At 68.6% G+C, this 24,421-nt stretch carries 19 protein-coding genes; 7 read left to right on the top strand and 12 right to left on the bottom strand.

Annotation, left to right across the window (positions count from 1 at the left end; translation table 11 throughout):
- Positions 1-217 precede the first annotated feature (217 nt).
- Entirely contained in the window at positions 218-592 is a 375-nt protein-coding gene (locus ULB03_RS14060) for a YciI family protein (protein ID WP_322483706.1), read from the top strand.
- Positions 593-610: 18 nt separating this feature from the next.
- On the opposite strand, the gene ULB03_RS14055 is transcribed toward ULB03_RS14060, so the two are convergent.
- The 3 genes from ULB03_RS14055 to ULB03_RS14045 all read right to left on the bottom strand — a co-directional run bounded on the left by ULB03_RS14055 (position 611) and on the right by ULB03_RS14045 (position 5,535).
- Complete coding sequence (locus tag ULB03_RS14055) at positions 611-2,305, bottom strand: carboxylesterase/lipase family protein (RefSeq protein ID WP_322483705.1); 1,695 nt, start codon at positions 2,303-2,305, stop codon at positions 611-613.
- 120 nt (positions 2,306-2,425) lie between these two features.
- Entirely contained in the window at positions 2,426-3,799 is a 1,374-nt protein-coding gene (locus tag ULB03_RS14050) for a GGDEF domain-containing protein (RefSeq protein ID WP_416211133.1), read from the bottom strand.
- Positions 3,742-5,535 (bottom strand): ligand-binding sensor domain-containing protein, encoded by a 1,794-nt coding sequence (locus tag ULB03_RS14045; RefSeq protein WP_322483703.1) that lies wholly within the window; start codon positions 5,533-5,535, stop codon positions 3,742-3,744. The genes ULB03_RS14050 and ULB03_RS14045 overlap by 58 nt, the downstream gene beginning before the upstream one ends.
- Before the next feature lie 205 nt (positions 5,536-5,740).
- On the opposite strand from ULB03_RS14045, the gene ULB03_RS14040 reads away from it, so the two are divergent.
- Both ULB03_RS14040 and ULB03_RS14035 read left to right on the top strand, forming a co-directional pair.
- Entirely contained in the window at positions 5,741-8,263 is a 2,523-nt protein-coding gene (locus ULB03_RS14040) for a zinc-dependent metalloprotease (protein WP_322483702.1), read from the top strand.
- 85 nt (positions 8,264-8,348) lie between these two features.
- Positions 8,349-9,026, top strand: a complete 678-nt coding sequence (locus tag ULB03_RS14035) for a cupin domain-containing protein (RefSeq protein ID WP_322483701.1) — start codon at positions 8,349-8,351, stop codon at positions 9,024-9,026.
- Here the strand turns inward: ULB03_RS14035 and ULB03_RS14030 are convergent, their stop codons facing one another.
- From ULB03_RS14030 to ULB03_RS14015, 4 genes are all read right to left on the bottom strand, one after another.
- The gene (locus ULB03_RS14030; RefSeq protein ID WP_322483700.1) at positions 9,027-9,575 is read right to left on the bottom strand and encodes a DUF4199 domain-containing protein; all 549 of its coding nucleotides are present in this window, start codon (positions 9,573-9,575) and stop codon (positions 9,027-9,029) included. It lies immediately after the preceding gene.
- Between the two features lie 130 nt (positions 9,576-9,705).
- Positions 9,706-10,185, bottom strand: a complete 480-nt coding sequence (locus ULB03_RS14025) for a LuxR C-terminal-related transcriptional regulator (RefSeq protein WP_322483699.1) — start codon at positions 10,183-10,185, stop codon at positions 9,706-9,708.
- A gap of 72 nt (positions 10,186-10,257) precedes the next feature.
- Complete coding sequence (locus tag ULB03_RS14020; protein WP_322483698.1) at positions 10,258-11,172, bottom strand: pseudouridine-5'-phosphate glycosidase; 915 nt, start codon at positions 11,170-11,172, stop codon at positions 10,258-10,260.
- A 20-nt stretch (positions 11,173-11,192) separates the two neighbouring features.
- Complete coding sequence (locus ULB03_RS14015) at positions 11,193-12,308, bottom strand: carbohydrate kinase (RefSeq protein WP_322483697.1); 1,116 nt, start codon at positions 12,306-12,308, stop codon at positions 11,193-11,195.
- A 302-nt stretch (positions 12,309-12,610) separates the two neighbouring features.
- On the opposite strand from ULB03_RS14015, the gene ULB03_RS14010 reads away from it, so the two are divergent.
- The 4 genes from ULB03_RS14010 to ULB03_RS13995 all read left to right on the top strand — a co-directional run bounded on the left by ULB03_RS14010 (position 12,611) and on the right by ULB03_RS13995 (position 18,929).
- On the top strand, positions 12,611-13,861 hold the full coding sequence (locus tag ULB03_RS14010; RefSeq protein WP_322483696.1) for a hypothetical protein: 1,251 nt from the start codon (positions 12,611-12,613) through the stop codon (positions 13,859-13,861).
- Between the two features lie 305 nt (positions 13,862-14,166).
- A complete protein-coding gene (locus tag ULB03_RS14005; RefSeq protein WP_322483695.1) occupies positions 14,167-16,749 on the top strand; it encodes a tyrosinase family protein in 2,583 nt (860 codons plus the stop codon).
- A 63-nt stretch (positions 16,750-16,812) separates the two neighbouring features.
- On the top strand, positions 16,813-17,208 hold the full coding sequence (locus tag ULB03_RS14000) for a hypothetical protein (RefSeq protein ID WP_322483694.1): 396 nt from the start codon (positions 16,813-16,815) through the stop codon (positions 17,206-17,208).
- Positions 17,209-17,423: 215 nt separating this feature from the next.
- A complete protein-coding gene (locus tag ULB03_RS13995; protein WP_322483693.1) occupies positions 17,424-18,929 on the top strand; it encodes a S10 family peptidase in 1,506 nt (501 codons plus the stop codon).
- Positions 18,930-19,081: 152 nt separating this feature from the next.
- Here the strand turns inward: ULB03_RS13995 and ULB03_RS13990 are convergent, their stop codons facing one another.
- Genes ULB03_RS13990 through ULB03_RS13970 form a run of 5 tightly spaced genes read right to left on the bottom strand, consistent with a single transcriptional unit; the run spans position 19,082 to position 24,274 of the window.
- Positions 19,082-20,101: an ABC transporter ATP-binding protein gene (locus ULB03_RS13990; RefSeq protein ID WP_322483692.1), complete on the bottom strand. Its 1,020-nt coding sequence runs from the start codon at positions 20,099-20,101 to the stop codon at positions 19,082-19,084.
- Positions 20,102-20,110: 9 nt separating this feature from the next.
- Entirely contained in the window at positions 20,111-20,953 is an 843-nt protein-coding gene (locus tag ULB03_RS13985; protein WP_322483691.1) for a carbohydrate ABC transporter permease, read from the bottom strand.
- Complete coding sequence (locus ULB03_RS13980; protein WP_322483690.1) at positions 20,950-21,840, bottom strand: carbohydrate ABC transporter permease; 891 nt, start codon at positions 21,838-21,840, stop codon at positions 20,950-20,952. Before ULB03_RS13980 ends, ULB03_RS13985 begins: the two co-directional genes overlap by 4 nt.
- Positions 21,837-23,099 carry an ABC transporter substrate-binding protein gene (locus ULB03_RS13975; RefSeq protein WP_322483689.1) on the bottom strand — a complete coding sequence of 421 codons (1,263 nt, stop codon included), beginning with the start codon at positions 23,097-23,099 and terminating at the stop codon, positions 21,837-21,839. The genes ULB03_RS13980 and ULB03_RS13975 overlap by 4 nt, the downstream gene beginning before the upstream one ends.
- A complete protein-coding gene (locus tag ULB03_RS13970) occupies positions 23,099-24,274 on the bottom strand; it encodes a PLP-dependent transferase (protein WP_322483688.1) in 1,176 nt (391 codons plus the stop codon). Before ULB03_RS13970 ends, ULB03_RS13975 begins: the two co-directional genes overlap by 1 nt.
- Between the last annotated feature and the right edge of the window lie 147 nt (positions 24,275-24,421).

Raw genomic sequence — 24,421 nt, 5'->3', positions numbered from 1 at the left:
CACGGCGCTGCCCCCTCCAAACGGTGGTCCCGGTGGGGTTCATGTTGGTTTTCATTTTAACCGGTGGCACGGGGATGCCGACGGCCGGTCCAGTGAAAAATTGCTCGAGCGCGTCGGTTTGCCGCTGCCCCGTTCGTCGTTCCGGTGCCAGGCCGTCGGCCCGGCTCAATCTCAATGAGGTTGGCTCAATGAGACTGGCCCAACAAGGAGACTGGCCATGCGCGTGATGGTGCTGGTGAAGGCGACCGAGGACAGCGAGAAGGGGCTGCCGCCCCAGGAGTGGATGGACGCGATGATGGCGGCGATGGGCCGCTTCAACGATGAGCTGCGTGAGGCCGGCATCCTGGTCATGGCCGACGGCCTCAAGCCCAGCGCGCAGGGCAAGCGCGTCGCTTTCGATGGGCCCCATCGCACGGTGATCGACGGCCCCTTTCCCCATCCGCGTGAATTGGTCGCCGGCTTCTGGCTATGGGACGTCAAGGATATGGAGGAGGCGGTCGCCTGGGTCAGGCGCTGCCCCAACCCCATGATGGGCCCCAGCGAGATCGAAATTCGGCCGTTGTACGAACGGGCGGATCTGGGGGCGGCCTGACAGTCGCGCCTGGGGGCGTCACACCCCCATCGCCTGCCACATCTCCCGTTCCGGACCGTCGGGGTCCAGGGCCACCTGGCACTGGCTGTTCAACAGCATGACGGCGCGATCCTTGATGTCGTACCGGGGCCACGTGGGCTGGCCGGCGGCGGTTGGCACGCCGCTGCGGGCGAAGCTGGTGAAATAGCCGCTGACTGCCTTGGATGTCTCCACCAAGCCGGGGCCGTCGCCCTGCAGGTCCGGCATTTCCGTGTTCAGGAAGGTGACGGAGATGTCGGTGGCGTGGCCGGCGCGCAAGGTCCAGTCCGTGCCCTTGATGGCGATGTTGGACGGGAAGTCGTTGCGATAGCGATAAACGGGGGCCGGTTGCGCGGCCTTGCGGTCGGCGATGGCGACGGCACCGTTGCCCATGCTGATGGCGGTCTCGATGGCGATGCCCTGTTCCACCGGCGTGGCGTCGGGCCGGGTCCGGCGGTAGGTGGCCAGGACGCGATCCGCGTCGTCGCCCAGGGCGCCCCGCATATGGACGTCCAGACCGGCGGCGTCCATGTGGAAAAACGCCGGATGCTGACGCTCAAAGAACGTGGCCTCATCCCGCATGGTGCCGATCAACAGCGGTATGCCGGCCGCGATGGCGGGTGCCGCCGGATCGAAAGGATCATGGGGCAGGACTGTTCCGTCCACCACCGGGCCCCACCCACCCGGCTGGGCGGCACGAAGGGCCGCCAGGCTGGGCCGGGCGGCCGGATGGCTGGCCTGCCACTGGGGCGTCGGCACGGTCAGGGGGCCCTGGCCCTTTTCGGCGGCCAGTTGCAGGGCCAGCAGCCTGTCGGCCGGCACGTCGTGCAGCCTGGCGAAATCCTTGGGCGCGATGTCCAGCGCGGCCAGTACCCGCCGGGTCGTTTCCGCCGCCACCTCCTTCGGCAGTCCGCGCAGCAGATGGCCGCTTTGCAGCCCCGCCTTGTGGTACAGCCCTTGTGACGACGGCATGGCCATGACGGCGCAGGTCTTGGCACTGCCGCCGGACTCGCCGAACACCATGACGTTGCCGGGGTCGCCGCCAAAGGTGGCGATGTTGTCCTTAACCCAGCCCAATGCCGCGATGATGTCGAGGATGCCCTGGTTGCCGGAGGTGGCGTAGTCCGCACCCCCCAGGTCCCCCAGGTAAAGATAACCTAGCAGACCCAGCCGGTGGTTGGTGGCCACCACCACGACATCGTAGGTCGCGGCCAGGCGGGCGCCGTCCTGGATGCGCTGGCCGCCGCTGCCGGTGGTGAAGCCGCCGCCGTGGCAATAGACCATCACCGGCCGCCTGGCGCCGTCGTTCACCGCCGGGGTCCAGACGTTCAGCACCAGGCAGTCTTCGCTGTAGGCGGGTTCCCGTTCCCCATAGGTGGTGCCCGGCCCTTGCAGGGCCGGCGGGCCGAGGCGTGTCGCGTCCCGCACCCCTGTCCACGGCGCCACCTTGGGCGGGGCCTTGAAACGGTTCCTGCCTGAGACGGGACCGGCGTAGGGAATGCCCTTGAATGCCAGCGCGCCCCGGTCGTGTCCACCCCGCACGCGGCCCGCCGTGGTTTCAATCTCCACGAATGGCTCCGTCGTCCGGGTGAACCAGATGCCGTCGTCGGCGCGGGCCGGAACCCAGAAATAGGGGGCGGTCACCAGGGCCGCACCGGCGCGCAGCATGGCGCGGCGGTTGAGGGGTAGGGGCACGCTTATCCTCCCGTTTCATTTATGGGCTCGATCCCGGCATGGGAGCCGGCGGCCTTCCTGATAACGGTAACATAAACGCCGCGCGGGGCAACCGCCGGGACTATCGGGGGCGTCTGGCGCCTACCCCGCCGATTGGATCATTTCCACCCGGTTGCGGCCGGCCTCCTTGGCGCGGTACAGGGCGGCGTCGGCGCGGGCGTAGAGGTCGTCCAGCCCCTCGCCGTGGCGCAGTTCGGCCAGGCCCAGGCTGGCGGTGATGCGGATGGCGCCGCCGCCCTCGATCGGCACGCAGTTGTCGCCAATGGCCTGGCGCACGCGGTCGGCCAGCAGGCGGGCACCCTGGGCCGCCGTATGGGGCATCACCAGGGCGAATTCCTCCCCGCCAATGCGTCCCACTAGGTCGGTACCGCGCACATGGCTGGCGATCATCCGGCCGGCGGCGGCCAGCACGGCGTCGCCACCGGGATGGCCGTGGGTGTCGTTCACGCGCTTGAAGTCGTCCAGGTCCAGGATGGCCAGCGTCAGGGGGGTGCCATGGCGGTTGGCCAGCGCCACCATGTCCTGGGCGCGCTCCATGAAATGGCGGCGGTTGGCGCAGGCGGTCAGCGGATCGGTGGTGGCCAGGTGCAGCAGGCGGTCGTTGGCGGCGCGCAAGTCGGCGGTGCGGTCGGCGATCTGGTGTTCCAGTTCCGCTTGCCGCCGCCGCAGGTAACGGGTGCGCCACCGCACCACCACCACCACCGCCAGCACCAACAGCCCGGTGGCCAGCAACCGCACCCACAGGCGCTGATACCAGGCGGGCGTCACGCGCAGCGGCAGGGCCAGCTCGCGTTCCGTCCAGAGGCCGTCGCGGTTGCTGCCCCGCAGGCGCAGGGTGTAGTTGCCCGGCGGCAGGTTGGAATACAGCGCCAGGCGGCGGGTCACGTCGGCCTTCACCCAGCCGGACTCATAGCCCTCCAGCTGGTAGGCGTAGAGGTTGCGGCCTGGCGACGTGTAGTCCAAGGCGGCGAACTCCACCGCCAGGCTGTCCGTCTCGGGGGTCAGGACCAGGGGCGCGTCCTGCCGCAGGCGCCCGACGGGATAGGGCTGGCCGCCCACCCGCAGGTCGGTGATGACGACGGGGGCCGCGAAGCGCCAGGCGGGCAGGGTGCCGGGACGCACCACGGTCAACCCGCCCTTGGAGCCGAACAGCGCCTCACCGGCCGAGGTGGCGGCGCTGGCGCCCACGAAATAGTCCACCAAGGCGGACCCGTCGGCCCGGCGCACCGCCCGGATTTCCAGCGTCTGCGGATCGATGCGCGCCAGGCCGTCGTCGGTGCCGGCCCAGATGACGCCCTCCCCATCCATCTGCAGGCTGCACACATTGGCGTGGGGCATGCCCTGGGCGACGCCGAAGTGCCGGAAGCGCGCCTTTCCATCCGCGTCGCGCCCGGTCATCAGCGCCAGGCCCCCGCCGAAGGTGCCCACCCAAAGGCGCCCCTGGCGGTCGAACAACAGGCTGGAGATGTAGGGGTCGGGCAGGCCCTCGGGGTCCGCGGGGGCGGGGGGATCCGCTCGATCTTGCCGGTGTCCAGGTCGACGCGGTTCAGGCCATTGCGGGTGCCGACCCAGATACTCTTTCCCGGTCCGGCCAGCAGCGTCCGTATGGTCCGGTCGGAAAGCCGGTCCTGGTCGCCAGGGGCATTGCCGAACACCAGGCCGGCCGGCGTGCCGTCCGGTCCGTCCAGGGCGTAGGCGTGCAGCCCGTCCTCCTCACCGCCCACCCATAACACGCCATCGCGAATGACGGTCGTCATGGTCGGGGCGGCGGCGTCGCGGCCGGGCAGGGCCACGCGGCGCACGGACGCCGCCGCCGGGTCGGCACGGTAGACACCCCGCCGCGTGGCGATATAGACCCGGCCCTCCCCATCCTGGGCCATGGAGTAGACGATGTCCGTGGGCAGCGCATCCTCAGGGCGGCGGGGATCGGGCCGCAAGGCCGCCACCCGCCCCGCCAACGGGTCGACCACGTCGACGCCGCCATCAAAATAGCCCAGCCAAGCCTTCCCATCGCGGGCTGACATGACGGCGAACACGTCGCTGGCGCTCAGGCCTTCCGGCCGGCTGCCGCCGAACACGGTGACGATCAGGCCGCTGTCGTGGGGATGGTAGCTGAGGCCGCCGGTGCCGCCGACCCACAGCGATCCCGCGCTGTCACGCATCAGCGCCCAGATGTCGTCGTGGGCCAGGCTGTTGGGCTGGGTGCGGTCATGGCGGATGGGGCGCATCACGCCCGTGTGGGTGTCGATGGCGACGATGCTGCGGTTGCGCAGTCCCACCCAGATCTCATGGGGCCCCGCGGCGGAGATGGCGGAGATCCAGCCCGTCAGCTCGGTCGCGGCGGGGTTCACCGCGCGGGGGGAGGCACCCGGCCCGTCGATGACGAACAGGCCTTGGCGGATGGTCCCGATCCAGACGCGCCCCTCTTCATCCTGGAACAGGACCGAGACGTTCGCGCGCGGCGTGTCGGCGCCTGTGGCTTCGGGCAGCGGCAGGGCCGTGAACGCGGGCGCGCCCGGCGCGCGATACGCCACGCCCTGCGCCGTGCCCACCCATAGGCCGCCGGCATTATCGCGCAACACCGCCTGCACCCGGCCGCCAGGCATGCCGCCCGCCTCCGGCGTGCCGGCGCGCAGCACGGTCACGGCCTTGCTGGCGATGTCCAGGTGGCGCAGGCCGTCCTCGGTTCCGACCCATAGGCCGTGATCGCCATCGCCGGTGATGGCGCCGATATCCGGCCGGCCGTTGATGGCGCCCAGGGGAATGGTCTCGAACCGGTCGCTGGCGGCGTCGTACAGCGCCAGGCTGTTGGTGCCCACCCAGAGGCGGCCATCGGCGTCGACGAACAGGCTTTTGACGAAGTCGCTGGGCAGGCTGCCGGGCACGGCCAGGTCGGCGATATAGCTCTTGAAGCGATAGCCGTCCCAGCGCGACAGGCCGCCCTGAGTCCCCACCCAGATGAAGCCGTCATGGTCCTGCACGATGGCGGTGGGCACCGGATGGGGCAGCCCCTGGTCGCGGCCATAATTCTGGAACACGGTTTCCGCCAGGCCGGACCACCGCTCCATCCCGGCGGCCCAGGCATGGGGGTTAAGACTGGCAACGGCCAACAGCAGAGCGACGCCGCACAGCCGGATACCGCCTATGATGGAACCGCCTACCCGCGCCACGCTCAAGATACTGCCGCCCATCCGTAATGCATTGCGGGAAATCATAGCATGTGAAAAGTGTCTTAACATCCATCGCTTGCTACCAACACGCTATCTTCTGGTCAGTCAATCGGGCTCGGTCACTCGATGTCGGGGGGCTTTTCAATATCTTGCTCTCGCGGACCCTTGTGCCGCACTGGTGTTTTGACCCATCGTTTTTCCCAACAAAGGAACATGGGGGCATCCGTTGCGCACTTCCCTGGTGGCCATCCTGGCCCTGACCCTGGTCGCGAATGGGACATTGGTCACGAACATCGCGGCTGCGGCACCCGCTGCCGCACCCGGCGCGCCTGTCGCCGCAATCCCGCCCGCCCTGCAGGGCCTTCCCGTCCAGGATGGCCTCATGCCGGTCCGGGTCGACAAGGCCCAGGGCAAGATCTTCCTGACCCTGCCGGCACCGGGCACGGATGGCGTCCTGGCCCGCTATCTCTACACGCCGGCGCTGAGGACGGGCCTGGGCTCCGCGCCCACCTTCCTGGACCGGGGACGCATCGGGCAGACGCAGGTGCTGGCCTTCCGCCTGTTGGGTGCCAAGGTCGCCCTCCAGTTCGAAAACCCGCGCTTCCGCAACCCTACAGCGCCCGGGGCCAGTGCGGACTTCGCCACCTCCATCGTCTGGATGGGCGATGCCGTGCCGCTGCCTGACGGACGGGTGGCGGTGGACATCGCCAAGTTCCTGACGGCCGACATGCTGGGCATCGCCAAGTCGCTGGGGCAGGAGGGCGACGCCATCGGCACCGGTGGCGCGCCGCAGGGGGCGGGCAAGGGCTTCAGGCTGGACGGGGGCTTGAGCGCCGTTGATCCCGCCTCGCTCAAGCTGTTCCCCGACAACCTGGAGGTCGACGCCATCCAGACCTACACCTCCGACCATCCGGGGGCGGAGGTGGAGAACATCGCCCCCGACGCCCGGCAGGTCAGCTTTACCGTTCATCACAGCTTCGTGCGCCTGCCGGGCCCCGGCTTCACCCCGCGCGCCTTCGACCCCCGCATGGGCGGTTTCTCCACCCAGGCGGTGGATTACGGCCGGCCCCTGGGCCAGGACGTGGTGCACGACGTGGCCAACCGCTTCCGCCTGGAAAAGGTGGACCCGGCCGCCGCGCGCTCCCGCGTGAAGAAGCCCATCATCTTCTACCTCGACCGCACGGTGCCGGAGCCGATGCGCACCGCCCTGCTGGAGGGCATCAACTGGTGGGCCCAGGCATTCGACGCCGCCGGCTACATCGACGCCTTCAAGGCGGAGCCGCTGCCCGAGGGCGTGGACCCCATGGACGTGCGCTACAACATCGTCAACTGGGTCGATCGCGCCACCCGTGGCTGGTCCTACGGGCAGGAGATCGTGGACCCGCGCACGGGGGAGATCGTGAAGGGCATGGTGGTCCTGGGATCCGAACGGGTGCGGCAGGACATCCTGATCTTCGAAGGCCTGGTGGGGGCGGACAAGGTGGGTACCGGCGGGCCCAACGACCCGGTCCAGGTGGCGCTGGCCCGTTTGCGCCAACTGGGCGCGCACGAGGTGGGGCACGCCCTGGGCTTCGCCCACAACTTCGCCGCCAGCACCCAGGGCCGCGCCTCCGTCATGGATTATCCCGCCCCGCGCATCGGCCTGATCGATGGCCATCCCGACCTGTCGGACGCCTACGGCACCGGCGTGGGCGCCTGGGACAGGGCGACGGTGGATTGGCTGTACGGGACCGCGCCGGCCGGAATCGGGAATGCCGGCCAGGACGACCAGGCGGCGGCCGACGCCAAAGCCGCGGCGGCGGTGGCGGCCGGCCTGCGCTATGTCCAGGACGACAACGCCCGCCGGCCGGACACGGCCCAGCCCTGGGGCGGCCTGTGGGATGATGGCGCCGACCCGGTGGCGGAGTTGACCCGCCTGATGGCCGTGCGCCGCGCCGCCATCGACCAGTTCGGCCTGAAGGCCCTGGCGCCGGGGGAGGCGGTGGCCGAACTGCGCCGCCGCTTCGTGCCCATCTGGCTGCTGCACCGCTATCAGGTGAACGCGGCCGCCAAGTCGGTGGGCGGCGTCACCTTCGCCTATGCGGTGAAGGGCGATGGGCGGGAAGCGTCGGTGCCCGTGGCGGCCGACACCCAGCGCGCCGCCCTGTCCGCCCTGCTCTCCACCCTGTCGGCCGACCAGTTGCGCGTGCCTGCCGCCCTGCTGCCCCTGCTGTCCGCCGCGCGCAACGGCAGCGACAACCGCCAGTTCGATATCGAGCTGTTCGCTACCGCGGGCGGCCCGGTGTTCGACCCGCTGGTGGCGGCGGATGTCGCGGCCTCCGTCACCCTCAACACGCTGTTGGCGCCCAGCCGGCTGGCGCGGCTGGCGGTGCAGCATGCCGCCGACCCCCAGGCCCTGGGGGTGAATGAGGTGCTGGAGCGGCTGGTGTCCACGGTCCTGCCCGACAAGACCGACGCCGTCAGCCGCCGCGTCGCCTATCGCGCCATCGTCACCATGGCCCAGGTGGCCCGCCGCCCCGGCACGACACCGGAGGTGGCGGCCCTGCTGGACCAGAGGGTGCATGAGGTGGCGGAGGCGCTGGCCCGCGGCCGGGGTGACGCCGAGGAACGCGCCTGGGGCCTCAGCCTGGCCCGCCAACTGCTGGACCCGCAGCAGGCGGACCGGCTGCTGGCCGACCGCTCCCGGTCGGTGGACGTACCGCCCGGCGATCCCATCGGTGGGGAAAGCGACTGGATGGATCTGCCCTGAGCGGCCAGGCTTTCCGCAAAAGCTCCGCCCACCCATATGACGGGCGGGCCTGCGCGGGTCCGCCTGTTGACGAAGGGGAAATGCCATGATGCGGCTGAACGATGACCTGACGGTGCGCACGGTGGTGCACGCCGGTGGCATGGAGTGGGTGCCCAGCCCGTCGGCGGGCGTGGATCGCCGCATGCTGTCGCGCATCGGCGATGAGAAGGCGCGCGCCACCTCCATCGTCCGCTATGCCGCCGGCAGCCGCTTCCCCACCCACGGCCATCCGGGTGGGGAGGAGTTCCTGGTGCTGGACGGCGTGTTCCAGGATGAGACGGGTGATTTCCCCGCCGGCACCTATGTCCGCAATCCGCCCGGCAGCGGCCACGCCCCGGGCTCCGCACCCGGCTGCGTCATCTTCGTGAAGCTGTGGCAGTTCCGGGCGGCGGATGCCGAGCGCGTCGTGCGCCAGCCGGGGGAGGGGGAGGCGCTGCCTCTCCGCCCCGGTGTCGGGCGGGCCCTGCGCCTGTTCGGTGATGGGCATGAAGACGTGCGGCTGGAAGACTGGCGGCCGGATGCCGAGGTGCGCGTGGCCAACCCGCAGGGCCTGGAGCTGCTGGTGCTCTCCGGCGGCTTCTCCGAAGGTGGCGAGACGTTCAGCCCCCAATCCTGGCTGCGCCTGCCCGCCGGCCAGGACCTGGTGGCCCACACCGGCGGGCAGGGGGCCCGCATCTGGCTGAAGGCCGGGCCGCTGCTGCACCCGGACGTCTGCGCCTTTTGATCAGGCCGGGACCGGCGCGCGCCGGGCGGGCCAGAAGCGGCTGTCGCGCAGCAGGCCGGCGGAGACCAGCGACACCAGCACGCCGACGGGGAAGATCTCGTTGAAGGTCATGGACAGGCGATAGAAGGGGTTGGCGTACTTGGCCTTCATCTTGTCCATCTCCGCCGTCAGGGCGGCCAGGGCCTCCTCCGAGGCGCCCTTGGCCTTCTCCTGGCTGATCATGGCCTGGGCGTAGTCGTTGACATAGTCCATGTGATGCAGGGCCTGCGTCGCCTCCCACGCCAGGGCGTAGATCACCCCGCCGACGACGCTGATGCCCAGGCCCAGGAACAGGGCGGGCCAGAAGCGGATGACGCCGCCCAAGGTGGTGTCGCGGTGCCGCTTCACCGCCAGGAAAATGGTGCTGAGCCCCACCAGCATGGTGGCGTAGCCCAGGGCCATTTCGACGGCCATGGGCAGGTGGCCGTGCGGGACCGTGGTCAGCACCGCCATGGCCAGGCCGGAGATGAGGCCGGCGGCCAGGCCGTAGGTCAGGATTTTGCGCAGCATGCGAACGCCCCCTTGTCTCGGTGTGATTACGCCCCCTCACTGGCCTGCAAATCCGATCACGGGCAATCGCCCGAACGGGTGATTTCGACGGAATCACCCGAAATTCAGGGCGCTCGGCCCCACGTGCCCTTCAGGGCACCAGGCCCAGCTCGCGGGCGCGGTTGACGGCGTCGGTGCGGCGCTGGGCGCCCAGCTTCTCGAACACCCGGGCCAGGTGCGTCTTGACCGTGTTGGGGGAGATGTCCAACACCAGGGCGATTTCCTTGTTGGACCGGCCGGCCGCCAGTTCGCGCAGCACGGTCAGTTCGCGGGCGCTGATGCCCAGGCCGGCCTGGGCCTGGACATTCCCCTCCTCCGTCAGCGGCGGGGCGGGTCGCATGAGCCGCATGCCCACCGCGACCCCCAGGGCGAGGAAGCCGGCCGCGATCAGGAACAGGGTGATGTCGTCTGAATGGGCGCGGGCCAGACGCTGATAGTCCAGCCATTGCAGCGCCATGGTGCCGGCGGCCAGCGCCAGACCATAGAGCGCCACCCGCCGCACGGCCGGCAGCCAGTCCGCCCGGCGCAGGAACGCCGTCCGTATGCGCTGCGGCAACAGGGGACGGAGCATGGCTTTCCTTCTGGCTGATCAGACCTATCGCCATGAGGGTCAGCCGGCGACCGTCCCGCTGTCAAGCCGGCCTCAGCCGGCCGCGTAGGCCACGGCGATGTGGGCGGCCAGGGCGGCGTTGTTCTTCACCAGGGCGATGTTGGCCGTCAGGCTGCGGCCGCCCGACAGCTCGTTGATGCGGGCCAGCAGGAAGGGGGTCAGGTCCTTGCGGCCGATACCCCGGGAGTCCGCTTCCGCCACGGCGTCGGCGATGGTGCCGTCGATGAAGGCGGCGTCCAGGGCGTCGGCCTCGGGGATGGGGTTGGCGATCATGATGCCGGTGCCGCAGCCCAGATCCCGGTGCAGGCGCATGGCGGCGGCGATCTCCTCGGCACTGTCCAGGCGATGGTCGGCCTTGTGGCCGCTGCTGCGGGTGAAGAAGGCGGGGAAGTCGTCAGTGCCGTAGGCGATGACGGGCACGCGCTGCGTCTCCAGGAACTCCAGCGTCTTGGGGATGTCCAGGATGGACTTCACCCCGGCGCAGACCACGGTGGTGGGCGTGCGGCCCAACTCCGTCAGGTCGGCGGAGATGTCGAAGGTGGTCTCCGCCCCCCGGTGCACGCCGCCCACGCCGCCGGTGGCGAACAGGGGGATGCCGGCCAGGTCGGCGAGGCGCATGGTGGCGGACACGGTGGTGCCGGCGCTGCCCCGTCGCACCATGACGGCGGCGAGATCTCGGCTGGAGGCCTTCACGACACCCTTGGCCTGGGCCAGGTCCTCAAGCTCCGCCCCGGTCAGGCCGGCGCGCGCCACCCCCCGCACCACGGCGATGGTCGCGGGCACGGCGCCGTTGGCCCGCACCACGTCCTCCACCGCCAGCGCCGTCTCCAGGTTGGCGGGGTAGGGCATGCCATGGGTGATGATGGTGGATTCCAGCGCCACCACCGGCCGGCCGGCGGCCAGCGCGTCGGCGACCTCGGGGCTGAGGACGGGTTTCAGCAGGGACATGGGGGCGTTCCTTAACTTAATCAGGTCAGGCGGTGCAGATTGGCGGCCAGCAACTGCGGCGACAGGCCGGGGTGGACGCTGGCTTCGCTTTCGGTGGTCAGCGCCCCCACCAGGGCGCCCATCCTGGCGGCGGTCGCCAGGTCGTCACCGGCCACCAGGCGGTACAGGGTGCCGGCGATCATGGCGTCGCCGGCGCCGGTGGTGTCCAGGGGTTGGGCGGGAACGGCGGGGATGTGGCCGGCGACACCGTCGCCGGCGATGGCCGTGCCCCGCGCCCCCAACGTGACCACCGCCCCGCCCGCGCCCCGCGCCTTAAGCGCCAGGGCCGCCGCCGCCGCGCCCTCGGGGCCGGCATGATGGCCGCCCAGCAGGGCGTTGGCCTCGTCCAGGTTCATGAACAGCAGATCGATGCCCGTCAGGTCCCGGGGCAGACGCGCCAGCTTGGGGATGGAGACGGCGTCGATGGCGAGGTTGAAGCGGGCGCCCCGCCGTCGCGTCGCCAGGGCCGCCAGCGTTTCGGCGGGCAGGTTGCAATCGGCGAAGGCCCAGTTGGCCGCCGCCAGGTGCGGCCAGGCGCGGTCCAGCAAGGCGGGTGTGAACAGGTCGAAGATGCGCATGTCGGCGGCGGCCAGGGCCAGGTCGCCGTCCGGCCCCAGGATGGCGGCGTATTCGGCGGTGGGGGCCTCGCCAGTGGCTACCGCCTGGCTGACGTCCACGCCGATGCCGCGCAGGTGGCCCAGGATTTCGCGGCCGGCCTCATCCTCCCCCACGATGGAGACCAGGGCGGTCGGCACGGCCAGGCGGGCCAGGTTCTCCGCCACGTTGCGGGCGACACCGCCCGGGCTGCGCACCCCGGTCACGGGGTTGGAGGTGGCCGGGACCAGGGGGGCCAGCGCCTGGTACTTGCGGTCCAGCACGGCGCCCCCCAGGCACACCACCCGCCGGCCCGCCGGCAGGATATAGCCCCGGCCCAGCAGCAGGCCCTTCTGCGTCAGGCTGGCCACATGAGCGGCGATGGTGGAGCGGGCCAAACCCAGGGCGTCCGCCATGTCCTGCTGGCTGACGAAGGGGTTGGCGGTGATGCAGTCCAGGACGGCACGTTCCTGGTCGCTGGGGCTGTTGTCTTGAGGGCGCATGGGGGCTGGTGACGGCTAGATGGGCGCCATTTTATTCAACAAATGACGGGCGTATCAACAGATGTTTATTTCTGACCAAATATAACTCCTGGGTGAAATTGATCACATTCTCTGTGCGCAAAAAGGGAGGCGGCATGTTGCGCGTGATGCTAGAAGGATGGCTGTTCCACCTATCCAATAAAGGGTAATCCGATCGATAGGCTGACCCTGCGTCAGCGCCACTTGGCGGGAGGGGTGGATGTCGCTCCAGCCGCACTCCGAAAGACTGGATGCCCGAACCGTGAAACCCAAGAGGAAGCGCTATGACGATTGATAAGGCGGTTGCCACCAAGGGGAATTACATCAGCAACAAGACGGCGGCTGAGGCTGGCGCCCTGATCGTGCCGCTGTACCTGATGGATTGCAGCGGGACGCGCAAAGTCGGCATCGAGGTCACCTTGACGGTTCCCACCGACCCGTCCCATTCGGTCACCAGGCTCTATGAATTTGACACCGGGGGTAAGGGCTTCTGGGCGTCGGGTGACGGCTTGGGCGCGGCCACCGAGAACAGCCTGGGCTCCATCGTCACCCAGTATACCAGCGGCATTACTTATCTGGGCCAGGCGGTCCCGCTGACGGTGACGTTGAACGCGGCCCCCGGCCTTGGCGGCCCATCGGCCAAAAGCGCTGATGTTGTCGTGGGGTTGGTCAGTGACCTTTATGAGTTGAAGCCTGTGCTCTTGACGGAATTGAATCAAGAGGAAGAGCAGAAATTCGAAACGGAGAGCCAGTTCCCCATCTATGATTATTTTTACGGGGACTTCGGTGTATCGCTGGCGGCGACGGCTATCGTCCCCGCCAAACAGCAGCCGGTTGTTCTCAATCACCCACTGCCAAGTTCCGTACCCAGCCTTAACGGCTACAACGAATATTCCATCTTGGGGGCGCTGTCGCAGTTCCAGCCCAACACCTCCAACCCGTTTTTCATTGTCGACCTGGCCAACACCGATGCCGATACGGTGTGGGGTGGAAATCCGCCCACGCCCGCCGGCGATGCGGCCAACAGCGTCACCGGTGTCGGGCGCCTGATCATCGGCGGTTCTGCCACCCTGATGGAGGGGTTCCAGCACATTTTCCCCATCCTGCCCAATCCCGGCGGCACCTTCTATTCCCCGACCGGGACGTCCGCGGCGCAGACCAATTTCGTCGTTGCCACCGAACAGCAGATCGCCGGCACGGTGTCTGTTCAAAACGAATCCAACCCGCCTGCGCTGGACACCACCTTCACCATGGACACCGGCTGTCCAGAGGTGACGCTGCATGCCGGTAGCAAGCTGACGCAGCCTGCCTACACCCCCGGCACGGTGACGTTGACGGCCAAGGACACCTCGGGGAAGACCGTGACGCTCTATTCAAACGGCCAGGGGAAGTGGGACAGCACCGTCAGTTCCGGGGCGCCCGCCGGTTATGTCAATTCCGCCCTGGACCCGTTCCTGAAGCGTCCCACAGCCTTCTGGCTGTGTGCCAATGAGAAGGAGAGGCCGCTTACGGTTCCGGGCATCGTCGGTATGTGAGTTCCGGGGCAGGATGCGGTCAGGGATGATCGCATCCTGCCCCAAGATCACCTGTCGCCGCCCGCTGAATCAATTTAGGGCCGGGAAGGCTGATCTCGAAGATTATCCCTATTGGTTGTGCGTTGATCTTGTCACAACTCGTAACCTAATACGTCTTGGCGCACGATGCGGGCGCGTCCATACTCCAAGTTGTTTTAGTTTATATTAATGCGTTCATGGCGGGTGATGCGTCTGACGCCTTGATGGGGGATGGAATGCGGCGATCAATGACGGCGATGGCGCGCCGGTGGGGAATGTGCGCGGCCGTGGCGCTGGGGGGTGGGCTCGCGGCGGGGGCGGCGGCCGCCGACCCGCAGGTGGAAATCCTGGTCCATGGCGATGCGCGGACGGGCACGCACTTCGACTATGTCACCTGGGCACCCAGCCCGACCCTGGTGCGGGTGCGCCCCGGTTCCGGTTTGGCGCCGGACGCCACCGTCACCGTCGTGCTGACCAACGGCGCCGCCCCGGCCGACGGCAAGGGCCATGTCAACTTCGCCCTGACGGCGGACGAGTATAAGAAGGCGGTGGAGGGTGGCGGCGCCAAGGACCAGATCACCCTGACACTGAAGGCCGACGGCACCCCGCAGCCCATTATCGTGGCGGGTGATTTCCCGCATTTCAGCCGGAACGACAAGGACACGCCCATCGTCGCGCACCTGGGCACCGCCGCCGGGCCGGAGGTGGGTGGCGCCACGGTGATGGTGCGGGTGCGCCGTAATGAAGAAACGCTGAGCGCGGAGGAGCGCAGCCGCTTCCTGTGGGCGCTGGTAGCGTTGCGCTTCCAGAAGTCGCCGGACCCGCGGTGGGACGACACCTATACCTTCCTGGTCGAGATGCACGACATCGGCGCGCGGGGCATCATGGAGCCGGAGTTGCAGCTGGCGGCCAAGGGCTATCCCGACCAGGAACATAAGGCGGCCGCCTTCGTGGCCTGGCATCGCGCCTTCCTGCTGGAGATGGAGCGCGCGCTGCAGAAGGTCGACCCGGCGGTGACGCTGCCCTACTGGCCCATGTACTACTCCCCAGGGAAGGACGGGGCGACGGTGTTCCACGCCGACTTCACCGGCGCCAACACCGTGGCCAATGACCCGGATTTCATGGCGACGGATCTCATCCGCTTCGACGCCGGCAACCCCCTGTACGGGTGGACCATACCGGGCCGGGGGCCGCTGATGCGCTGGCGCCAGGATCGCAACAACGTCAAGCAGTTCAACACGCCCGGCATGCTGCTGGACAAATCCAAGGCGGGGCTGAAGTCCAACTATTCCTTCATGGCGGGATCGGTGGAGGCCAATCCGCATAATGTCGGCCATGGCTGGTCCGGTGTGTGGATGTCGAACTGCATGATCTCCCCCAGCGATCCCATGTTCTGGCCGTTCCACACCTACTTCGACTGGGTTTGGGCCGCTTGGCAGCAGCATTACGACCGTTTCCGGTCCGATGGCGCCGATCCTGCCCAATATTGGCCTAACGACGCCTATGCCGACGGCAACCCCAGCAACAAGACCAATCCGCTGGGCCATCATCTGCGCGACACCATGTGGCCGTGGAACGGGGAGAAACAGCCCACGCCGGTAGAGCCCTTCAGCGCCCGCCGCCCGCCGCAGACTGTGGGGGGCCCGTTCGCGGCCTCGGGCGTGCCGGGTCTGTGGCCGCAGACCTCGGCCAAGCCCACGCCGGGTGTGTTCATCGACTACGCCGGTTATGTCACGCCCGATACCGACAGCGGCGTCGGCTATGACAACCTGCCCTGGTCGCCCAAACAGCAGGCCCAGCCCTTCCAGGGCGACGTCGCCCCCGCGCCGGCCGCGCTGGCCGTCTTCCTGGCCAAGGACCGCCCGGCGGCGGAACGGGTGGAGCAGGGCGGCCAGGTCGACTTGGCCGCGGCCTTGGACGCCGAGACCGCCGTCGCAGGCGTCGCGCTGGCGACGGGCGAGGATCCTGAGGTGCGCGCGGTGGCCCTGGATATTCTGGCCCGCGTCGACACCGCGACCGCGGTGGAGACCGCCTACAAGGTCGAGGGCGACGCCAAGAGCCCCACCCTGGCTCATACGGTGGAGCGGGTGCGCGCCATGAGCATGTTCGCCAACCGGCCGGTGGAAGCGCCGGCGCTGGCCGTCCCGGCGGTGCCCAAGACGGTGTCGGTGCTGGACAAGAACCTGTACAGCAAGGCCCGGAGCGACGTTCCCACCAACAATCAATGCGTCGTGGGCAGCCTGACGGAGGAGTTGCAGCATTTCCTGGCGAAGCCGACCGACGCCGTGCGCATGTTCCCGCAGGATGCGGCGGCTTTCATCGCCTCCACCAACCTGTTGGAGGCGGTGAAGGCAGCCAACAGCCAGCACGAGCATGGCGAGAACGCCGACAATTGCGAGACGCCCTTCGTCAAGGAGACGACGCTGGACACCATGCGCCGCATCCTGAAGACCAGTGCCGCGACGCCGACCAGTGTGGGCGTCGACTGGTGGAAGACCAAGGCCATGGCCGCCACGGTGCTGGGCGGCGGCAAGGTGGCGGCGGATGCGGCCCCGGTCGCGGCGCTGGCCCTGGACAGCAACGCCCGGGTTGATGCCCGGGCGGCGGCGGTCAACAGTTTGCGGCGCCTCGATGAACGTCTGTTCGAGGCGACAGTGCGCGGCCTGGATTTGAAGCCAGGAACCCCCGACGATCTGAAGGCCCAGGCCATCGCCGCCATCGGCGCCTATGTGGTGGACAAGGGCCGCAAACTGCCGGCGGACGAACGGGCGCGCCTGGTCCACCTGTTGGACGTGCTGTCGGCCAAGTCGTCGGCGGAACAAGCGGCGCGCGCGACCGCCCGGCGCATGCTGGACCTCGCCGCCGGCTGACCCCTCCTGCTCTCTTCTGGCGGGGTGGGCGCGCCCACCCCGCCCCTTTTAAAGGAAAGCCCCATGGCCAACCCACCGACCTTCGCCGATGTGCAGACCATCCTGTTCACCATCACCGCTTCACAGGACGACATCCAGGAGCGGATCGAAATCTACGGCCGCCATGATGCCCAGGGCCGCTACAGCTGGGAAAGCGAGCGGGAACTGCTGGCCTCCATCGCCAATCCCTACGGGAGAGGGGACATCCCCCTGATCCCTGATCTGCCCTATGCCACCATGAGTGATGCTGACATCACCCAGAAGTGCACGTTGGTGAACAAGCTGTCGCCAGGCACCGACGGCAGTGACCCTGTCATGCCGCCGCTCAGCCCCGCCACCGCGCGGCGCTATGCCAGGCCGGATGAGCTGGCCACCATCCGCGATTGGCTGCGCACCCTGCCTTACCCCCGCGGATTCTGATCCCTTCCCCGCGACTCAAGGGGCGATTTTTGGATACGATATCCCCCGTCGGTTGCGCTGGAGGGCCCCTTGGGGCCATTCATCAACCTTGGGTCCGGGCCAAATGGCCCCCTGGTGCAGCGGTTGGCGTCCCACCCTTGCGGGGCGCCGCCGCCCATGGTCTAAAAGTCGCCATCAGGCACTAGAGATGCCGACCGATCAGGGGACCATCCTTCATGCGCATCACCACGTTCGTCTCGTGCTTCGCCCTGCTCATGGCCATGGGCGCCCCCACCTACGCCGCCGACAAACCGTCCGACAAGCCAGCCCAGGCGGCGTCCAAGGATGATGGCGACCTGGCGCCGTTCCCGGCGCCGAAGTCGGTCAAGCAGACGGCCACCATCGCCGGCAAGCGGGTGGAATACACGGCCACCGTCGGCTCCCTGCCGGTGAAGGATGAGAAGGGCAAGACCATTGGCGAGGTGGTGTACACCGCCTACACCGTGGCCGGTTCCGGTGCCGCGTCACGCCCCGTGACCTTCGCCTTCAACGGTGGCCCCGGCGCCTCGTCCGTTTATCTGAACCTGGGCGCCATCGGGCCGAAGCAGGTGGCCTTCGGCAAGGCCGGCGACAGCCCGTCCGATCCGGCCATCCTGAAGGACAACGCCAACAGCTGGCTGGACTTCACCGACCTGGTGTTCATCGACCCCATCGGCACCGGCTTCTCCCGCACCCGGGTGGATGAGGAACAGACCAAGAAGGCGTTTTACACCGCCGATTCCGACATCCATTACCTGAGCCGCATCATCTATGACTGGCTGCTGACCAACAATCGCCTGACCAGCAAGAAGTACCTGGTGGGCGAAAGCTACGGCGGCTATCGCCTGCCGCGCCTGGCGTACTACCTGCAAAGCCGCATCGGCGTCGGCGTGTCGGGCATGACCCTGGTGTCGCCCTACCTGGACCCGCCCGCCATTGGTGAGGCCGACGCCCTGTCGCCCTTGCCGTGGATGATCAACCTGACCGCCATGGCCGCCGGCAATTTCGAGCGCCAGGGCAAGCCGCTGAACGAAACCACCATGGGCCCGGTCGAGAAGTACGACCGCACCGAGTTCATGCAGGACCTGATGGCCGGCCCGCGCGACAAGGCCGCGACGGACCGCCTGTCCGCCAAGGTGGCTGACCTGACCGGCCTGGACCCCAAGCTGGTGCGCCGCATGAACGGCCGGGTGGACATCGGCACCTATCTGCGGGAAATCCACCGCGCCGACGGCAAGGTGGGCTCGGTCTACGACAGCAACGTCACCGCCTACGACCCGTTCCCCTCCAGCGCCGACGCCCGCTACAACGACCCGCTGCTGGACGGCCTGATCGCCCCCACCACCTCCGCCATGGCGGACTTCGTCACCAACCAGGTCGGCTGGAAGGTGGAGGCGCGGTACAACGCCCTGTCGTATGAGGTCAACAAGCTGTGGGACCGGGACGACACCGACAACCCCGTCACCGACCTGCGCAAGGCCATCGCCAACGATCCCAAGATGGCGGTGACCATCGTCCACGGCTGGAACGACCTGTCCTGCCCCTACTTCGGTTCCCGCCTGCTGATCGACCAGATGCCGACCTTCGGCGTGGCGGAGCGGGTGAAGCTGCGCATGTACCCGGGCGGCCACATGTTCTACGCCCGCCCGGACAGCGGCGCCTCCTTCCGCAAGGACGTGATGGCGATGTACGACGTGAAGTGAGCCTCTTGGGTGAAGTGACCGTCTGATCGATCCACAGAGTGCGCCGGCCGGGACCCGTTCCCGGCCGGCGTTTCCTTTGGGGGCCAGGGTCGCTCAGCCGATGCGCGTTCCGGTGCCGGGGTCGAACAGCAGTGGCGCGCCGGATGGCACCGTCAGGCCCACGGCGTCGCCCGGCGCCAGGCGGCGCCCCCCATGGTGAACAGCTTCAGTCGTTGAGCGCCCAGGGCCAGATGGACTACCTGGCCGGTGCCGGTGGGCTCCACTAGGTCCACCCGGGCCGGCACGCCGTCGGTGGGTGTGGTCAGGGCCAGGCGTTCCGGCCGCAGGCCCAGGGTGACGGCGGCGCCGGGGACCAGACCGGCGGGTCGGGGGCCGGCGGGCGGAGGCACGCGGGCCAGCGTCTGGCCCTCCACCACCAGGGCGCCGTCCGGCGCCAGCGTCGCGTCCAGGAAATTCATGGGTGGGGAGCCCAGGAAGCCGGCCACGAACAGGTTGGCGGGGGTGTCGTAAAGGTCCTGGGGGCCGCCCACCTGCTGGATGGCGCCGTCGTTCAGGGCGACGATGCGGTCGGCCATGGTCATGGCCTCAACCTGATCGTGGGTGACATAGACGCTGGTGGCGCCCAGCTCGCGGTGCAGCTTGCGGATCTCATAGCGCATCTGCTCGCGCAGGCGGGCGTCCAGGTTGGACAGCGGTTCATCGAACAGGAAGGCCTTGGGCTGGCGCACGATGGCGCGGCCCATGGCCACGCGCTGGCGCTGGCCGCCCGACAGGGCCTTGGGCTTGCGCTCCAGCAGAGTGGTGAGGCCCAGCTTGGCGGCGGCGGCCTCCACCGCCCGGGTGATTTCGGCCTGCGGCAGGCGGCGCTGCTTCAGGGCGAAGCTCATGTTCTCCCGCACCGTCATGTGCGGGTAGAGGGCGTAGGACTGGAACACCATGGCCAGGTCCCGGTCCTTGGGCGCCACGTCGTTCACCAGCCGGCCGTCGATGCGGATCTGGCCGCCGCCCGGCTCCTCCAGTCCGGCGATCAGGCGCAGCAGGGTGGACTTGCCGCAGCCCGATGGACCCATCAGGGCAACGAACTCCCCCTCGCGGATCTCCAGGTCAATGCCGCGCAGCACCGGGCCGCCGCCGTAATCCTTGCTGACGTTGGAAAGCGTGATGGTGGCCATGGCAGCGGGTCAGCCTTTCACGGCGCCGGCCGTCAGGCCCTGCACCAGATAGCGTTGGATCAGCAGGAAGAAGGCGCCGACCGGCAGCAGGGCCAGCACGCCGGCCGCCATCATCTGCCCGAAATCGACCGAGAATTTGGAGACGAAGCCCAAGAGGCCGGCGGGGAAGGTGCTGACGGCGGCCGACGAGTTCAGCATCAGGCTGAACAGCAGCTCGCTCCACGCCGCGGTGAAGACGAAGCCACCGGTGGCCGCCAGCCCCGGCAGGGTCAGCGGCAGGATGACCCGCCGCAGGGCCTGGAAGCGGGTGGCGCCGTCCATCATCGCCGCCTCCTCCAAATCCTTCGGAATGGCCTCGAAGAAGGATTGCATGAGGAAGGCGGCGAAGGGCGTGTTGAAGGCGGTGTAGACCACCACCAGGCCGGTCAGGCTGTTGGTCAGGCCCAGGGGTGCCAGCAGGCGGAAGATGGGCGCCACGATGATGACCAGGGGGAACATCTGGCTGATCAGCATCACCCCCACCACCCAGGCCTTGCCCGGGAAGCGGAAGCGCGAGAAGGCGTAGCCGGCGGCCGAGGCGGCGGCGGTGGCCAACAGGCCGGTCGCGGTGGAGACGATCAGGCTGTTGCGGAAGAACAGCGGAAACTGGCTGTGGCGCAGGACGGCCCCGTAATGGTCGAGGGTCACGCGGGAGGGCCACAGCCGCACGCCCTCGCCATACATCAAATCGTCCGGCGTCAGCGACACCTTCAGCAGCCAGAACAGGGGGAACAGGGCGAAGGCGACGAAGGCCGCCAGCGCCAGGGCATGCAGCAGGCGGGGCAGGAGGGTGCGGGACAAGGTCTTGCTCATGCTCGCTCCGTCATCGCGTGGCGCAGCACCATGACGGCGGCGGCATAGGCCAGCAGCAACAGCAGCAGCACGGCGGCCACGGCGGAGGCGTAGCCGAAGTCCAGCCGCTGAAAGGCCAGGGTGAAGATGTAGCTGGACAGGATCTGGGTGGCGTCGGCCGGTCCGCCCTTGGTCATGACCACGATCAGCTCGGCGAAATTGGCCACCCACACGGTGCGCAGCATCACGGTGATGGCGATGGTGGGGGCCAGCAGGGGCAGGGTGACGCGACGGAAGCGCAGCAGCGGCCCGGCGCCATCCATGGCCGCCGCCTCGTAAATATCCTTGGGGATGGATTGCAGGGCCGCCAGCAGGGTGATGGCAAAGAAGGGGATGCCCCACCACACATTAGCGGCGATGGGCCCCCACAGCGCCAGGTGCGGGTCGGACAGGATGTTCTCCGGTGTGGCCAGCAGGCCCAGGCCCTGCAGCCAATGGGGCAGGGGGCCGATCACCGGGTTGAACAGCCAGGCCCAGGTAAGGCCCGAGAGGAAGCCCGGCACCGCCCAGGGCAGGAAGACCAGGGCCTGCACCAGCCCGCGCCCGGGGAAGGGCCGGTTCAGCAGCAGCGCCAGGATAAGGCCGAAGGTGAATTGCAGGGCCACCGACACCGCCGTCCACACCACCGTGTTGCGCAGCGCCGTCCAGAAGCCGTCGTCGTCCAGCATCTCCCGGAAATGGTCCAGGCCGACGAAATCGCCGCTCAAGGGATCCAGCAGGATCAGGTCATGGAAGGCGTAGGACAGGCCGGTGACCAAGGGCACCAGCATGATGGCGGCGATCAGCAGCAGCGACGGGGCGGTGTAGAAATAGGGTTCCAGCTTCAGGGCCAGGGCGCGGCGGGTCATTTCACCCCCTCCGCCTGCTTGCGCCGGGCCTTGGTCAGGTAGGCGGCCCATTGCTTGTTCATGGTGGCGGGGCTGATCTGGCCCAGCAGCGCCTGCTGGCTGCTGCGCACCACCAGGCTGTCGGCGAAATAGGCGAAGCCCGGCAGATAGGTGGGCATCAGCGTGGGCACCACGTCCGGGTCGGCCAATTCCGCGAACCAGCCCTGATAGATGGCGCCGGCGTACAGCGGGTCGTGCGCGGCAGCGGTGTAGATGGGCAGGGCGCCGGTCTGCTGGTTCCAGGCCAGGTTGCCGGCGGGATCGTTCAGGGCCACCACCAGATCCCAGGCCAGATCCTTGTGCGCGGACCGCTTGAAGATGGACCACCCGGCGAAGCCCAGGGTAGGATAGGCCTTGCCGTTGGGGCCCTTGGGCCAGGGCGCCACGCCGAAATCCTCCGCCCTCATGCGGGCCTTCAGCGCGATCAGGGCGTCGGGGTCCTGGTCCACCATGGCGCAGGTGCCGGTGTAGAAGCCAGCCACCACCTCGTTGAAGCCCCAGTTGACGCTGTCCTTGGGCGCCAGGCCCTTCTGGTACAGGTCGATCAGCCAACTGGTGCCGGCCACCCAGCCGGGATCGTTCAGGGTGCTGGTGCCATCCTCATGGAAGAAGGCGTTGCCGCCGGCGATGCTGGCCCCGAACATGACCCAGCCGTTCAGGCCACCCGGCCCGCCGCGCAGGCAATAGCCGGACTTGCCCGGCAACTGGGCGATCCTGGCGGCGTCGGCGCGCAACTCCTCCAGCGTCTTGGGCGGTTCGGCGATGCCGGCCTGCCGGAACACCGCCTTGTTGTAGTACAGGGCGCGCAAATAGAAGCCGTAAGGCAGCATGTAGGCGGTGTCGGCCACCGACCGCGCCACGGTCAGGGCCCGCTCGTTCAGGCCCCTGGTCTCCGGCCAGCGCGCCAGATAAGGCTCCAGGCTCTCCAACTGGCCGTTGCCGGCATACAGGGACAGCCAGCGGTCGGGCATCTCCACCACGTCGGGGATATCGCCGGCCGCCACCATGGTGGCCAGCTTCTCAAACGCCGATCCCCAGGCCAGGGAGGTGATCTCCACATGGGTGCCGGGGTGGCGGGCCTCGAACCCCGCCACCAGATGCTTCAGCGTCTCCGTCCGCTCCGGGCTGCTCAGCACCTCCACCAGCCGCAACTCATCGGCGCGGGCCGGAAGCGCGGACAGCGCGAGAACCAGGGTGAGAAGCAGCCATTTCAGCATCATCAGCGTTTGGCCACCCGCAAAGCCTGGTCCAGGTCGGCCCACAGCGCCTCCGTCCCCTCCAGCCCGACATGCAGGCGCACCATGGTCGCTGGCACGCCGAAGTCGAGGGCGGAGTTGGGGCCGGCCGCCTGGACGTGGGTGACCAGCGCCGGCACCACCAGGCTTTCATGCCCGCCCCAGCTGACGCCCAGGTGGAACAGGTCCAGCGCGTCGCACAGGGCGGGGATGTCGATGCCATCATCCACGGTGAAGGAGAACAGGCCCGAGGTGCCGGTGAGGCCCGGCGGCAGGGGGGCCATCAGCGCCGGATGGTGAACCTTGGTGACGTTGGGATGCTCGGCCAGCCGCCGCGCCAGGGTCAGGGCCGATGCCTCATGCGCCTTCATGCGGATGGGCAGGGTGCGCAGGCCGCGCAGCAACAGCCAGGCCTCGAACGGGCCCAGCTTGGCGCCGATGTAGGGGCAGATGGCACGGCGGATGTGGCCGGTCAGCTCCAGCCGCCCGGCCACCACGCCCGCCACCGTATCGCTGTGCCCGCCGATGTATTTGGAGGCGGAGTGCAGCACCAAATCCACCCCCAGCGCCGCCGGCCGCTGGAAGATGGGGGTCGCCCAGGAGTTGTCGATCAGGCTGACGGCGCCGTGCTTCTTGGCCAGCGCCGCCAGGGCCGCCACGTCGTGCGCCTCCATCATCCAACTGTTGGGGCTTTCCAGGTACAGCAGGCGGGCGCCGGGCAAAGCGGCGTCGACGGCCGCCAGGTCGGCGCCATCGACGTAGGTCGTGGTGATTCCCCACTTCTTCAGCAGGGTTTCGAACAGGCGGTAGGCGTCCGGGTAGACATGCCGGACGCAGACGATGCGGTCACCCGGCTGCACGAAGGCCAGCACGGCGCCGGAGATGGCGGCCATGCCGCTGGGGAAGCCGATGGCGTCCTCCGTCCCCTCCAGCGCCGCCATCTTGCGCTCGAACTCCGTCACCGTGGGGTTGGTGGTGCGGGAATAGACATTGCGCGCGTGACGGCCGGCGTAGGTGTCCGCCATCTCCTGGAAACTGCCGAAGGTGAACAGCGAGGTCTGGACGATGGCCGGCACCACCGCCTCATAGGCGTGGGCCATCTCGTCATGCGCCACCAGGCGCTGGGCGTGGGCGACGGGATCGTCAGGCGGTTCGTTCATGGGGATGTTCGTTCCGGTCTTGGGGGACAGGGCCTGGATGTCGTCTCGTGCCGTTCCAGCACCCGTTTCAGCACTGCGGGAAAGGGCCGGTGTTCGGGCCCGTCGATGGGTGGGGGAGGTGGGATGGAATGCAGGGGGCGGGTGGGC

The sequence above is a fragment of the Nitrospirillum goiasense genome (assembly GCF_034427435.1).
Lineage (GTDB): Bacteria > Pseudomonadota > Alphaproteobacteria > Azospirillales > Azospirillaceae > Nitrospirillum.
The sequence above is the reverse complement of the archived record's forward strand: the minus strand, read 5'-3'. Positions and strand labels throughout refer to the sequence as shown.